The sequence below is a fragment of the Exiguobacterium sp. s194 genome (assembly GCF_018618275.1).
GTDB classification, from domain to species: Bacteria; Bacillota; Bacilli; order Exiguobacteriales; family Exiguobacteriaceae; genus Exiguobacterium; species Exiguobacterium chiriqhucha.
In genome coordinates, this window is sequence record NZ_JACSLT010000006.1 from 229,469 (window position 1) to 243,433 (window position 13,965).

Here is a 13,965-nt window from a genome sequence, read left to right on the forward strand (position 1 = left end):
TCAGCCGTTCGCTCTCGATTCACGCTTCAAGTTGGACGTGTTTCTCATATTCGCGTTGATAAGTCTGGATGTCCCCAGCCCCCATGAACAGGAGGACGGCATTGTCATGTGCCTGGAGCACTTGCGTTCCGCCGCGCTTCAACACGTTCGCGCCTTCGATGCGCGATTGCAGGTCTTCAATCGTAACTGTACCTTCTTGTTCGCGAGCCGAACCGAAGATGTCACACAAGTAAACGGCATCCGCTTCGGCTAATGCCGCAGCGAAATCATCCATGAATGATTTAAGACGCGTGTACGTGTGCGGTTGGAAGATAGCTACAACTTCACGGCCGACGTATTTTTTACGCGCCGCTTCCACTGTCGCACTGATTTCCCGTGGATGGTGGGCATAATCATCCACTAACACTTGGCTTCCGAGCGTCGATTCGCTGAAACGACGTTTCACGCCGTTGAACGTCTCGAGGCGGTCTTTGACCAACTCTTTCGGTAAGTTCTCGTAGTCACATGTCGCGATGACGGCAAGTGCGTTCAAGACGCTATGGTTCCCGTATCCTGGAATCCGGAACGTCCCATAGAAGTCGTCACGCAAATACACGTCAAACGTCGTCCCGTTATCCGTCGAGTTCACGTTCTCGGCGCGGAAGTCGTTATGAGCGCCAAAACCGTAATAGACGATTGGCACGTTCGCTTGAATGTGTTGAAGATTTTCATCATCCCCGCAAGCGATGATGCCTTTCTTCACTTGCTTGGCCATCTCTTGGAATGCGTCGATGACGTCATCGAGTCCTGAGAAGTAATCAGAATGATCAAAGTCGATGTTCGTCATGATGGCATAGTCCGGACGATAGTATAAGAAGTGACGCTTATACTCACAAGCCTCGAAGACGAAGTTTTTCGAGTCTTCGACACCTTCACCCGTACCATCGCCGATTAAGAATGATGTCGGCTCGATGCCACGCATGACGTGGGCCAACAGACCTGTCGTCGATGTTTTCCCGTGAGATCCAGTGATGGCGACACTAGTATAGTGGTCAGCCAACTCGCCTAGAAACTCATAGTACTTGTATATCGTCAATCCGAGTTCGCGTGCCCGAACAACTTCAGGGTGATCGTCTGTGAAGGCGTTACCTTGGACGACGATTTGCCCTTCAGTAATGTTTTCAGGGTCAAACGGAAGGATTTCAATTCCTTTACGGTTCAATGCTTCTTCAGTAAAAAATGCTTTGTCAACGTCCGAACCTCGGACCTCATTATTCATGTCATTTAAAATTTGAGCTAAAGGACTCATGCCCGTTCCTTTAATTCCGACGAAGTGATAACGGTTCATCTGTAAATAGCCCCCCTAATTCATTGCGGTCTGTTTCAAAAATGCGACAAACCTTTGTCATTATAGCAAAACTACCGGAGTCATGCTATTACAGATTATTGTTTTTTTTAGCCAATCGGCGACTCTTGTACATCGCCATCCGGTCTTGCGGCGTCATCATGACGTTGAGCGGAGGGCCATCCGCTTTGTATGACACGCCCATGGCGGGCGTCAATGTTTCTTCATCAGGCACATCGACCGGTTCGTCCGACTGTAATGTTTTCGCAACATCCTCAACAATCGGTGCCACCCTCTCGACCGATGCTTCAGTCGGCAACGATGGTTCGGTCACATCTTGTTTTTCTTCACGAACGGCAATCTTTGACGATTTCAAATCGGTCGACCCCATGAAGACCGATGCAAATCCGCTCTCTACAATCGAGACTTCCCCGAGAAGCGGTTTTGTATCTGATTCATCCGGCTCATCTTCCAAGACGGTCTGACTCTCGTCAATCGGTTGCGATGTTTCCGCGGAAATAATCGACGCTTCGATTGGTGAATCTGTTTGCTCGGCCACCATTTCCTCAAGCGTCTCCGCTACTGGCGCTTCGTCCGCTATGACATCAAAGTCAGACTGTGGTGTCGTCGCTTCGTCCGTGTCCGGCGCCGATTCGTCTACTGACTCCATCACCGATTCATCTACAGAATCAATTACCGGTTCGTTCTCAGGCTCAGACGTTACGCTTGGTGGCACCACCTCTGACATTCCCTCAACTGGGACGGCCACTCGCTTCGCTTGGCGCATCGCTGAATCGTCTCGCGTCTCCGGAGAATGTTCAGTCGGCAGGATGATTTTCGGTTTCGGTCGGGCGTATCCATAAATCGGAGACGGTACATCCGACGGCACAAATTCATCCTTCGGCTCGGGCTTCGGTGCAGGCGCACCTTTCTTCCCTTCTTGGGATAGTTCGCGTCGAATTCGGTCTGCTTGCTGTTTTAATGAACGTTCATATGCATCCATACTTGATTCCTCGCTTTTTCACTCAATCCTATTTAGCAAAAAATCGGTCGAGTTTAGCGACCGATTTCAAATGCTTTACCTACTTCATATTCGTCATCTAATACGAGAATTCCTTTTTCTTGCGGTGCATCAGGCAAGTTCAATTCACGCGCCGAACAGATCATCCCGTGTGAGCTCTCACCACGTAATTTAGACGGGCGAATGATCAAACCTGATGGCATGACCGCACCCGGTTTCGCGACGACGACTTTTTGGCCGGCCGCGACGTTCGGTGCGCCACAGACGATTTGGACCATACCTTGGTCAGTCTCGACCTGACAAATCGACAATTTATCGGCATCCGGGTGTTTCTCAGCTTCTTTGACATAGCCGACGACGAATTTCGGGGTAAAGTCCACGCCCGACAACTCGGCTTCGATATTTTGTTTACGCAAGATGACACCGAGCGTCTCAATCAATTCGGCCGTCAATTCGACCGGTCCATGCCAATCGCTGACATCAAAATAGTTGCTCGCGTTGAACACGTTGTAGCCATTGACTTTCCCTGTCGTCGACTTAACGATGGCGACATCGTCTTTCCGTTCAACAACTTGATGATGGCGATCGCCTTCTCTTAACAGGACCATGAGGACATCGCCGATTCCTTCACGGTTATAAAAAGCATTGATTTGCATACGTAAAAACGCCCCTTCTTTCAAACTAGACACAAATAGTTTAGCAGATTATGCGTCGGTTGGTGGGTTCTTTTTTCCGACAATGAAAATTGGCTCGAGTACGCCAGCCTCATAATGGAAAGAAAGAGCCGTCACCGGAATCCGACCGTTCGTGAAAAAGTCGAACATGAGCTGTTGCATCGCATCATAACCCTGATCGTTACGGATGTCCGCGATAATCATGACGTCTTGGTGCGGCACTCCGACGAGCATATCGCCTTCGATGCGCCGTTCCATAACTCGTAAAAAGTCATCGTTCAAGATACGTGACGCCTCGTAGCCGTCCCGTGCCGCCAGGAAATAGAACGTGTTGCCGGCAACGGTATCTTCTTTTAAATCGGTCGGTAATTTTTTGACGTTATCCCGCGCCAACTCATCAAGGCGTTCGAGCGTCATCCCGCCCAAATGACGCTCTTCGATCAAGCGATAGCCGTTACCCAAATCTAGGGCGTAAAAGACGGCAGTCTCAGCTGTATGCGGCGTCATCGCCAATGTCTCGCCCCGTTTCGTCTCGGTCGAGAACGAAGCAGAACGGATGACAGGATAAAGATTGGCCTCATTACCCGCTAATGTGATGTCATCATCCGCGGTGAGCGCTGTCTTGATGTAGTCTACGACCTCATCGACAGCGATTTCCCCTCGAACTTTTGTTTTCGCTACGAGCGGGGCGAGACGGATGTTGACGCCGAAACGATCGGTCGCCCGTTCGATGCGCAACACCTCATTCTCGCGGTCGTACGAGGTCCGGTATCCGTCAGTGAACTTACTTTCGAGATGACGACGTAATTCATTCCGCTCCATTTAAATCACCCTAACCCATGAAGGAAGGCTTCGACTTGCTCCGGCGTCTTCCGTTCGCGTCCGACATAGCGGTCGACTTCTTGTCCGCCGTTGAAAGCGACGAAGCTTGGAATTCCAAAAATGTCGAGTTCTTGCGCAAGTTCCATCCATTCATCACGATCGACGTAATAAAATGACCAGTCTGAGAACTTCGCTTCAATGTCCGGCATGAATGGGTCGAGGAAACGGCAATCGCCGCACCACGTTGCTGAAAACATGAGGACGCTCTTCCCTTGTTTCGCTGCTGTATATTCGTTCATCGTTGTCAGTTGTTTCATCTTCACCACTCCTGTTCTTTTTTCCTCATTCATGATAGCATAAGTCCGTTGTCACATTCCGCTCTCGTGTTTTATGATAGTCGGGAGTGAAGACTACGTGAAAAAGGTGAAGTCATGACAAAATGGACACGCGAACAGTTGAATCCAGAAATGAAGCATCCACTTGAACAACTCGTCGGCGTCATCGGCATGTTGGCGATTCTGCGCTACGGTTATTTGTTCATCGATACGGACAAATCACGAGGCGAGATTTTCATTTGGCTCGTCGTCGGATTCGCCGTGATTTACATACTTGAACGCGTCGGCAAGCGTCTTGTGCGCAGGCTGCCCATCATTCGAAAACGTTTTTTACTCCCCGTCTATGCCGTCCTGCTCGTACTATTCCTCGCGAGCTTCCGCGTCCCGCGGGAAACGGTCGAAATCGTCCGGAATTTTTTTGGGTGGTGAACGAATGAGAGCGTCCCGCTTATTTGACGGGACGCTCTCTTTCGTATGTTCAATATTCGATTTTCATGTCGTTCGGTCGAATCCGGTTCATCCGGACCAACACTTGATAGACGGCGTAACTGAGCACCGCTGGCCCGACGATTAAAAAGCCGAAGACGACGATGAACGTATACCAACTGAAGCCCATCGTTTCGAGCATGACGATCGGTCCGACGAGTCCACTTGTTCCCATGCCAGCGCCTGCCGCGACGCTCTCGAGTTCAAACAACAGAATCGCAATCGGCGCGAGCACAGCGCCGGCCACGGTCGGCGGCAACAGAATCCATGGGTTTTTGACAATATTGCCGACTTGGAGCATAGATGTACCGATGCCTTGGGCGATGGCGCCTCCGATGCCATTGTCCCGATAGCTCGTGATGGCAAACCCGACCATTTGGGCAGCACACCCGACCGTCGCCGCGCCGGCGGCAATCCCGCTCAAACCGAGCATGAGGGCGATGGCCGCGCTCGAGATCGGAGCCGTGAGCGCGAGCCCCATCAACGTCGCGACGACGACGCCCATGAACAGTGGCTGCTGTTCCGTTCCCCATTCGATCCATGTGCCGAGCTGTGTCATGAACAACCCGACGTACTTACCGATATAGGTCGCACTTAAATAACCGATGCCGATCGTCGTGAACGGCGTGACCAAAATATCGAGTTTCGTCGACTTCGAGACGAGTTTGGCGACTTCGACGGCGAGCAACGTCGCCACATAACTGCCGGCCGGTCCGAACTCATAGCCGAACGCCCCGACGACGAGTGCCGAGAACAAGATGAGCGGTGGTGCCTGGAGCGCATAGGCGATGGCGATTCCGATGGCAGGCCCGGTCAAGCCGATGGCCACGTCACCAATCTCGATGAGCGTCGAACCAAATCCAGACAGGCTCGTCTCGAGCAACTGTCCTCCGGCCGTCTTCATAATCAAGCCGATAATGAGCGTACTGAATAATCCGAGTGCCATATAACTGAGAGCCGTCACGAAATAGAGCGACGGACTGAGCGTAATCCCTTTTTTCTTAAGCATGGAAATTCCTCTTTTCTGTCTTGTCAGTCGTAAAGTTTCTGTCTTCACACTTTTATCAGTATAAGCTTTTCTCGTGAAATTTCAATATGAAAAAAAACGCCACTCCACGAGTGACGTTCTTCGTTCAATTAGCGTGAAGCCCGGAGCGTCTCCATCGTCGATCGATCGAGTCGTTTGACGAGTGCCTTCAGGAGCGCTTTCGCCGCGTCGTAGTCGTCCGTATGCAAAATCGAGGCATGCGTGTGGATATAACGCGCCGCGACACCGATGACGGCCGTCGGCACCCCTTCCCCGCTCATGTGGATGCGACCCGCATCCGTGCCACCTGGCGAGACGAAATACTGGGTCTTAATGTTTTCATCAGATGCCGTATCGAGCAGGAAGTCACGCATCTCAGGAGACATGACCATGACTCGATCGAGGATACGAATGAGTGCCCCTTCCCCGAGCTGTCCGAACTCTGTCTTATTGCCTGATGCATCGTTGGCTGGTGATGCGTCGAGGACAAGCGCGACATCCGGACGAATCATTTCGGCTGCTGTTTGGGCACCACGGAGACCGACTTCTTCTTGTACGGTCGCCCCGGCGAACAAGATGTTCGGGTGATCGGCTTTTGTCGTCTCTTCGAGCAACTCGACGGCGAGCCCGACGCCGTAGCGGTTGTCCCATGCCTTGGCCATAATTTTTTTCGGATGTTTGAGCGGCGTGAACTCGCTCGTCGGCACAGCCGGTAGACCTGGACGTACGCCCCACGATTCGGCCTCTTCTTTCGTGTCGGCCCCGATATCGATAAACATTTGCTTCATGTCCATCGGCTTGTTCATCGCCTCCGGTCCAAGCAAGTGCGGCGGCGTCGATGCGACGACCCCTGGAATCAATCCATCGGCCGTCACGATGTCAAATCGTTGTGCCATGAGCACTTGGCTCCACCATCCGCCGAGCGGTTGTATGTACAGCATCCCGTTTTCTGTGATTCGGGTGACCATGAATGCGACTTCGTCCATATGACCGGCAACCATGATGCGTGGTCCCGCCTCATCGCCGACTCGTTTCCCAAAGATCGAGCCGATGCCATCCGTCATGACTTCATCGACGTGCGGTGTGATTCGGTCACGAACAAACCGGCGGACCTCTGATTCAAACCCGGGCGCGCCCGGAAGCTCTGTCAACGTCTTGAATAAGTCTCTCGTTTTTTGTTCCATTTCCATCCATCCCTTCAACCGTTCTTGTTTCATTATATACAGAACTTTTCGACAGATGCGAATGGTTTTCGTTCCAATGGGGTACAGGTTTTGGTACGATGTACATGATAGCCATAGTTCAAGGGGAGGTAGTCATATGAAGAAAAGATATTGGTTAGTTGGAATCGGGGTTGCCATCGCAGCCGCACTTATGACGAAAAAAGTGTTAGATGAACGAAGCTTATCGGCCGAGGATGCGCTTGAGTACACGAAGCGTGCATTTTCAGCCAAAGGTCACGTCCAAGGGGCATGGATCTCGGCATCACCTGAGATTTACACGTATGACGGACGCGAGTACGATGTCTTCAAAGGCGGCATCTCGGTTCTCGAGAACGACGAAGAGAAGACGTACCAATTCACAGTCGATTCAGAGACTGGCGCTCTACTTGAATATGCATGAGATGAGGTCGGCGAACATTTTCGCCGACTTTTTTTTGTTTAATTCACCCAAAAGAGTGGAAAATTGAATATGGTACTTTTCAAACTCAAAAAGGAGTGATCCCACGTGAAGAAACTGATCGGTGAAGCAAACGAGCTCGTGTCACAAATGGTCGAAGGTATGGTCCACGCCCACCCTGAACTGTACGGTCGTGTGGAAGGATTCAATGTCCTCTGTCGTGCCGACGGGGCCAAGTCCGGGAAAGTCGGACTCGTCTCAGGTGGAGGGAGCGGTCACGAACCAGCGCACGCCGGTTATGTAGGCGATGGGATGCTCGATGCCGCCGTATGCGGTGAAGTGTTCACGTCCCCGACACCGGACATGGTACTCGAAGGCATCAAAGCGGCCGATGGCGGCAACGGCGTATTGCTCGTCGTCAAAAACTACGCAGGTGACGTCATGAACTTCGAACTCGCCGCCGAGCTCGCGGACGCCGAAGGCATTAAAGTCGACCACGTCGTCGTCGCCGATGATGTCGCTATCACGAACAAAGAAGACCGTCGCGGTGTCGCCGGTACCGTGTTCGTCCACAAGATTGCCGGTGCAGCCGCAGCGAGCGGGAAGTCGCTCGATGAAGTGAAAGCGCTTGCAGAGAAAGTTGCGGCCAATGTCCGCTCAATGGGGATGGCCGTCGAACCTTGCTATATGCCAGTGAGCGGTAAACCTGGATTCGATTTGAACGAAGAAGAAATGGAAATTGGAATCGGGATTCACGGAGAACGCGGCGTCGAACGGAAACCGACGACGAACGTCGATGCGATTGTCGATGACTTGCTCGATCATTTGAAAAAAGAAGTCAGCCCCGGCGAAGTCGCCGTCATGGTCAACGGTATGGGCGGAACGCCTCTATCTGAACTGTACGTGACGTATCACTTCGTCGCGAAAAAATTGGAAGATGCCGGCTATTCATTGAAACGGAAATACGTCGGCAACTATATGACGTCACTCGAGATGCACGGCTTCTCGATCACACTCTTGCCGCTCGATGAAGAGTTGACGGGCTATCTCGATGCACCATCGGCGGCACTCGGTTTCAAACTCTAATCTACGAATGAGGTGTTCATGCAATGTTGACGATTGAAGGATTCAAGCAAGCATTACGGCACGCCCAATCAGAGATTGAGGCGAACAAGGATACATTGACCGATCTCGACCGCGCTATCGGCGACGGAGATCACGGCATCAATATGTCACGTGGCTTTGAAGCGGTTGTCGCTGTCCTCGATGATGACTACGCAACTCTCGGCGACTTGAGTAAGAAAGTCGGGATGACGCTCATGTCGAAAGTCGGTGGTGCAGCCGGTCCACTTTACGGTTCCGCCTTCGTCAAGGCAGCGCCTAAGTTTGGTGACGCGACCGAAGCCGATTTCAATCTCGTCAAAGAAGCGCTCGTCGAAGCAGCGACAGCAATCAAGGCGCGCGGGAAATCGGAAGTTGGCCAAAAGACGATGGTCGATGTGTGGGACCCGTTCTTGAGTGACTTGAACGAGTCCGACGACTTTGACGCGAAACTTGATCAACTCGTCGGTGCGACCGAGGATATGGTTGCCACGAAAGGACGGGCGTCTTATTTCGGTGAGAACTCTCGCGGCACCGTCGACCCTGGGGCCCTCTCGAGTTCAATCGTCTTAAAAGCGATTATGAAGGAGGTTGAGTGATATCGTAGAGCTCATCATCGTATCCCATAGCGCCAAAATCGCTGAAGGGATTCAAGACTTGATGAAAGAGATGGCCCCATCCGTTCCGATTCATTTAGCGAGCGGGCTTGAAGACGGCAGCATCGGGACTGATGTGACCCGAATCCTTGAGGCCATCGAAGCCGTCGACAAAGAGGCACTCATCTTATCGGATATCGGTTCGGCCACGATGAACGCCGAACTGGCCGTCGATATGTATGAAGGCGAGAAGACCGTCCAGTTTTATGACGGCCCGATCGTCGAAAGCGCCTTCGTCGCTTCCGTCTCAGCCGGTAACGGCATGGACGTTGCTCAAATCGTCGAACAGTTAAAGATGGCATAAAAAAAGAGCCTCGCGGCTCTTTTTTTAACGTGGGTTATCGTTTTTCTCGTAAATCGGGTTCATGTATTCAGTCGTCGAGTAGAAACGTGGCACGACAACGAACAAGATGACAGCCGGGATTGCGATCAAGAGTAACAAGATCAAGACAGGCAACCAATAGACGATTTGTTGTCCGAGCATGTCGATGTTTGCGTCTGCAAATTCAGTCGCGCCTTCGACTTCTGCAAGGTCAGCTGTTGCGAGGATTTTGTTGTCCGTCGCATCATAGTAATGGAACTCCGTCTTACGTGTGATGAAGATGCCGTCACGGATCGTATCAATTTCAACGACCGCCGCGATGACTTCGTTGCCATTCGAGTGACGGAGCGTCTCTTCTTTTACGATTTCAGCCGTTCCTTCTTTGTAATCATAGTGCGTGGCCTTCAAATCCTCTTCAAGGGCGTCCAAGAACGCCTCATTTGCCGAGGTATTAAGTGGTGCGATTGTTAGAATGAAGATTAGTGCAAGCAGGCTTGCCCATGCTTTTTTCAACATCCCCATGTTCCCCCTTCTCTAATTCCAGTTTAGCGTCATTCCTATTGTACCAAGAAGAAAGAAAAAAGTGTGAAGAAAATGCTATTAAAATAAGAAAAAAGCGTGTCAAATTTTCGGGCGGAACGCGGCCTCCATCCGATAAATCGGTTGTCCCATGGCGCTGAAGCGCTCTTCGTACTCGGTACGGACGTTATCTGCCGGTTCGTTCGCGTGAAGATTAAGTGAAATATCTGTGAAGTACATGCCGTATTGACTCATGCTTTCGAGTGAATATTCGAAGAGTCCGCGGTTATCCGTCTTGAAGTGAATCTCGCCTCCGCGTGGCAACACAGCCTCGTACGTGGCGAGGAATGTCTTATACGTCAAACGACGTTTCGCATGTCGGGTCTTCGGCCATGGATCTGAGAAGTTCAAATAGACGCGGTCGACTTCGCCGGCTTCGAAATAGTCGACGAGTTGCTTGGCATCCACAGTCAAGACGCGGACGTTCGGCATCGGCGTTTCGACGAGCTTTTGCACGATCGACACGGCGACGCTCTCGAACAACTCGATAGCGATGAAGTTGACGTCCGGGAACTGTTGGGCCATCCCTAAAATGAATTGCCCTTTCCCCGACCCGACTTCGATGAAGAGCGGATTGTCGTTCTTAAATTCTGATGTCCAGTTCCCTTTTAACGTTTCGGGATGAGTGATAAAGACGTGTTCTTGAGCTTCCATGTATTCTTTAGCCCAAGGCTTGTGACGTAAACGCATGTTTTTCCAACCTTTCGTTCAAGAAATGTTCAAGTTTCAGCTGACTAGCCGCTTCGCGCGAGCAGTCCCCTTGCGATTATACACGAAATCATTGTTTAATGGACATGAATCATCCTTCACAAGGAGGTTATATCGATGAGCACGTTAGATCAATTTCTTATTTTTTACGCGGCTCCGTTGACGTTCTTCGGCGCCGTCATCGCGACGTTCGTATGGGCGTATTTCATGAAACCTGATGATGTCTGATGCATATGGAAAGGGATGGCTCACACTCGTGATCCATCCCTTTTTTCATTGTGTCCGTTCCTCTGCTTCATCGAGCAATTCCCGGAGCACGGTCAATCCTTCTGCGCGGGCGATGCCGTTCTGTTCCCCATATAAGGTCAGAACCGTCTGGGCAATCGCATACCAGTGCATTCGATAGTGTAACTCGGAGGTGAAACGGATGCCGTAATGGCTGAACCACGTCTCCCAGTCCACCTCGTCGACGTAGCTGTAGACGACCATGGCCAAATCAAAGGCACGGTCGGCGATGATGGCGTCATCCCAGTCGGTCAAATATAACAGACCGGTCTCATCCTCAATCCAATTGTTATGGTTCAAGTCTGAATGGCAGACGACGAGTTCACGTTCGTCATCAATCGGCTGATGGACCGACAACCAACGGATTGCCTCATCAATCGTCACGTCCGCCTCGTCTTGCTCGTAAGCGGCACATTGCCGGAGCAACAGTGAGGACGTGACCGGTGTATGATTCAACTGCTGCAACATGAATAATAGCTCTTTCGAATGATGAATCTTCCCAAGCTGTGCCGCCACATCAGCCCGTTTCATATCGGCTGGCGAGAGCTCACGACCTTCGATGAACTGTTGGGCACTGAGGACGTCACCGTTAAACATCCGTTTCGTCCACAGCAATTTGGGGACGATGCCTTCGGCGGAAAGAATGGCTAAAAACGGGGACGAGTTTCGTTTGACAAAGATTTTTTGTTGGCGCGTCGTCGCTACGTACGCTTCGCCTGTAATCCCGCCTGCGGAAGCCACCGTCCACTCTTCACCGAGCGCACCGATTATATCTGAATACATATTCATCACGCTCAAATCTCATTAAGAATTACAAAGATACAATCACCATATTAACACGCGATAATCGTCATTGACAACGACTCGACTTGAATCTGGCTCGGATTTCGTTCAATCGGGACGAGGCTCGCCGTTTCCCCTTGTACGTAGACGTTCCAGTCCCCCTCCGCTTGGAACGTCACATCGTGGAACGTTCCGTTCAGATAGACGCGGACGCGCTGCCAGGCATCATAAGAATGGCTCGCCGTCAGCTCGTATGCAATCACGCCCGGGGGCGACGGGAGGAACTTGAACTGTTCGATGACTTTTTGCCGGGTATCGTAGCGGAAACACGTGTGACGGCGCCGTAACTTGAGTAGGGTCTTCACAAACTCGACCTCACTTTGCCGCTCGTCACGTAAGTCCCAATCGAAGTGATTGATTCGGTCCGGTGCATTATAGCTGTTCTCAACCCCTTGTTTTGTCCGACCAAACTCTTGGCCGGCGTGAAGGAACGGGACGCCTTGCGACGTGATGACGATGGCTGTGGCGAACCGTTGCATCCGCAACCGCATCGTCTCGTCCATATCTTCACACGACAAGAGCAATTTATCGTACGTCGTATAATTGTCATGTGCTTCGACATAGTTGATCGTATACTGCGGGCTCGGGAAACGCCCGACGGTGACGTTCGGGATTTGGACCGCTCCGGTGATACATTCGCGAAGCTCCCACTCCCGCCACTCATTCCCGGAGACGAACCCGCGCTCCCGGTCATTGAACGTCGACCCTTTCAAGGCGTCCCGCATCATGTCATTGAAATGACCGATTCGGGGCATGAAGGCCGCGTTATGCGACGAGGCTTTCAATGATGGGCTGAGCGGTGTCGCCAAATCCCATCCTTCCCCGTAAATCAAAATCGAGCGATCGATTTTATCGAGTGCGGCCCGTATTTGATTCATCGTCTCGACGTCATGAATGCCCATCAAGTCGAACCGGAAACCGTCGACGTGATACGTCTCGGCAAAGTACGTCACACAATCGACAATCATCCGTCGCATCATATACCGTTCTGAGGCCGTGTCGTTTCCGACGCCGGTCCCGTTCGCGACCGTCCCGTCATGTTCATAACGGAAATAATAGTACGGGACGAGTGCTTCGAGCGACGATTGCTCACGGATGAAGATATGGTTCATGACGACATCGACGACGACGCGCATGTCATGGCGATGCAAGGCATCGACCATTTCGGCATACTCTAGAATGCGTGATAGCGGCTCGTCAGGTTTCGAGGCGTAACTGCCTTCCAACCCGAACCAATGGATCGGATCATAACCCCAGTTGTAAGGCATCCGGGTCGCTTCGTCGACGCTTCCAAAATCATGGACCGGCAATAACTGCAGGTGCGTGACCCCGAGTTCTTTCAAATAATCGAAACCGGCACTGTTCCCCGCCCGGGTTTCAAGCCCGGTCTCGACGATGCTGGCGTACAGCCCTTGCCGTCGACTCGTCGACGCAGGGTGGCTCGTGAAGTCACGGATATGCAGTTCATAGATGACGGCATCTGTCGCTTTGCGGAGAGGCGGGCGTTCTGCCGGCTCCACGTGCTCAGCGACGGCTGTCTCAACATCGATCAATACGCCAAATTCGCCATTTAGGCTGACGGCTTTGGCGTAAGGATCGACGACCTCGTTCGTTTCGACAGGTGTCTTGACGTACAGTCGATAAAAATAGCCTTCGTACAGTCTAGGAACATCGGCATGCCAGACGCCTCGACCGCTCCGAGACATGCGAAACCGTTCAATCTCACGATGCGTTTCGGGATCATGGATGACGAACCAAATCGAAAACGCGACGGGCGACCAGACATATGCCTCAATCGATTGCCCGGAAAATGAAAGGCCGAGCGGTCCGTCATAGGCATAGCGACGTTCAAACTCGTCTGTATGCACAATTTCGCGGGGCACGACGACAATCGTCTTATGTCCAGGGTGAAACACGGTATAGACCGCTTCGAGCGTAACCGGGCGCGTCAATTGGATATCTCGTTCAATCGTGCCCGCCTCTGTCGTCCATTCGTTGAGCACCACATAATCGACCGGTCGACCGTTTTGTTCGATTTGTACCGGTACGGATTCATATTCGGCAATGACCTCGAGTCGAATCGTCTCGAATGAGAGCAAGGAAGCCCGTTCAATCGTCACATGAGACGTCGTTTGCTGATTTGGTGTGTGATGCATACGCGT

Annotated in this window: 17 protein-coding genes; 6 read left to right on the forward strand and 11 right to left on the reverse strand. The window is 51.8% G+C overall.

Annotated elements, in window-relative coordinates:
* Positions 1–19: 19 nt before the first annotated feature.
* The 5 genes from murC to KNP85_RS09610 form a co-directional block, all read right to left on the reverse strand.
* The gene (gene murC / locus KNP85_RS09590; protein ID WP_021065584.1) at positions 20–1,327 is read right to left on the reverse strand and encodes a UDP-N-acetylmuramate--L-alanine ligase; all 1,308 of its coding nucleotides are present in this window, start codon (positions 1,325–1,327) and stop codon (positions 20–22) included.
* 88 nt (positions 1,328–1,415) lie between these two features.
* Positions 1,416–2,327, reverse strand: a complete 912-nt coding sequence (locus tag KNP85_RS09595; RefSeq protein ID WP_214802803.1) for a hypothetical protein — start codon at positions 2,325–2,327, stop codon at positions 1,416–1,418.
* A 53-nt stretch (positions 2,328–2,380) separates the two neighbouring features.
* Entirely contained in the window at positions 2,381–3,001 is a 621-nt protein-coding gene (gene ytpR / locus KNP85_RS09600) for a YtpR family tRNA-binding protein (protein ID WP_058764015.1), read from the reverse strand.
* Positions 3,002–3,049: 48 nt separating this feature from the next.
* Positions 3,050–3,841, reverse strand: coding sequence for a DUF1444 family protein (locus KNP85_RS09605; protein ID WP_029595160.1), 792 nt, complete (start codon positions 3,839–3,841; stop codon positions 3,050–3,052).
* A gap of 5 nt (positions 3,842–3,846) precedes the next feature.
* Positions 3,847–4,158 (reverse strand): thioredoxin family protein, encoded by a 312-nt coding sequence (locus KNP85_RS09610; protein WP_021065580.1) that lies wholly within the window; start codon positions 4,156–4,158, stop codon positions 3,847–3,849.
* Between the two features lie 114 nt (positions 4,159–4,272).
* Here KNP85_RS09610 and KNP85_RS09615 point away from each other — a divergent pair, with 114 nt between their 5' ends.
* Entirely contained in the window at positions 4,273–4,605 is a 333-nt protein-coding gene (locus KNP85_RS09615) for a hypothetical protein (protein WP_021065579.1), read from the forward strand.
* A 49-nt stretch (positions 4,606–4,654) separates the two neighbouring features.
* Here the strand turns inward: KNP85_RS09615 and KNP85_RS09620 are convergent, their stop codons facing one another.
* On the reverse strand, positions 4,655–5,671 hold the full coding sequence (locus tag KNP85_RS09620) for a PTS sugar transporter subunit IIC (RefSeq protein ID WP_021065578.1): 1,017 nt from the start codon (positions 5,669–5,671) through the stop codon (positions 4,655–4,657).
* A gap of 128 nt (positions 5,672–5,799) precedes the next feature.
* Positions 5,800–6,873 (reverse strand): M42 family metallopeptidase, encoded by a 1,074-nt coding sequence (locus KNP85_RS09625; RefSeq protein WP_029595159.1) that lies wholly within the window; start codon positions 6,871–6,873, stop codon positions 5,800–5,802.
* A 136-nt stretch (positions 6,874–7,009) separates the two neighbouring features.
* Here KNP85_RS09625 and KNP85_RS09630 point away from each other — a divergent pair, with 136 nt between their 5' ends.
* The 4 genes from KNP85_RS09630 (at position 7,010) to dhaM (ending at position 9,370) form a co-directional block, all read left to right on the forward strand.
* Positions 7,010–7,312, forward strand: a complete 303-nt coding sequence (locus tag KNP85_RS09630; protein ID WP_021065576.1) for a PepSY domain-containing protein — start codon at positions 7,010–7,012, stop codon at positions 7,310–7,312.
* 105 nt (positions 7,313–7,417) lie between these two features.
* Complete coding sequence (gene dhaK, locus KNP85_RS09635) at positions 7,418–8,395, forward strand: dihydroxyacetone kinase subunit DhaK (RefSeq protein WP_029595158.1); 978 nt, start codon at positions 7,418–7,420, stop codon at positions 8,393–8,395.
* A gap of 23 nt (positions 8,396–8,418) precedes the next feature.
* Positions 8,419–9,009: a dihydroxyacetone kinase subunit DhaL gene (dhaL, locus tag KNP85_RS09640; protein ID WP_021065574.1), complete on the forward strand. Its 591-nt coding sequence runs from the start codon at positions 8,419–8,421 to the stop codon at positions 9,007–9,009.
* Positions 9,002–9,370: a dihydroxyacetone kinase phosphoryl donor subunit DhaM gene (gene dhaM / locus KNP85_RS09645; RefSeq protein ID WP_021065573.1), complete on the forward strand. Its 369-nt coding sequence runs from the start codon at positions 9,002–9,004 to the stop codon at positions 9,368–9,370. Before dhaL ends, dhaM begins: the two co-directional genes overlap by 8 nt.
* Positions 9,371–9,394: 24 nt before the next feature.
* On the opposite strand, the gene KNP85_RS09650 is transcribed toward dhaM, so the two are convergent.
* Positions 9,395–9,904, reverse strand: a complete 510-nt coding sequence (locus tag KNP85_RS09650; RefSeq protein WP_236355697.1) for a hypothetical protein — start codon at positions 9,902–9,904, stop codon at positions 9,395–9,397.
* 105 nt (positions 9,905–10,009) lie between these two features.
* Positions 10,010–10,657 (reverse strand): tRNA (guanosine(46)-N7)-methyltransferase TrmB, encoded by a 648-nt coding sequence (trmB, locus tag KNP85_RS09655; protein ID WP_214802806.1) that lies wholly within the window; start codon positions 10,655–10,657, stop codon positions 10,010–10,012.
* Between the two features lie 135 nt (positions 10,658–10,792).
* Here trmB and cydS point away from each other — a divergent pair, with 135 nt between their 5' ends.
* On the forward strand, positions 10,793–10,903 hold the full coding sequence (cydS, locus tag KNP85_RS15965) for a cytochrome bd oxidase small subunit CydS family protein (RefSeq protein ID WP_021065570.1): 111 nt from the start codon (positions 10,793–10,795) through the stop codon (positions 10,901–10,903).
* Positions 10,904–10,948: 45 nt separating this feature from the next.
* Here the strand turns inward: cydS and KNP85_RS09660 are convergent, their stop codons facing one another.
* Both KNP85_RS09660 and pulA read right to left on the reverse strand, forming a co-directional pair.
* Positions 10,949–11,743, reverse strand: coding sequence for a phosphotransferase family protein (locus KNP85_RS09660; protein ID WP_029595153.1), 795 nt, complete (start codon positions 11,741–11,743; stop codon positions 10,949–10,951).
* A 50-nt stretch (positions 11,744–11,793) separates the two neighbouring features.
* Complete coding sequence (pulA, locus tag KNP85_RS09665; RefSeq protein WP_214802808.1) at positions 11,794–13,959, reverse strand: type I pullulanase; 2,166 nt, start codon at positions 13,957–13,959, stop codon at positions 11,794–11,796.
* Between the last annotated feature and the right edge of the window lie 6 nt (positions 13,960–13,965).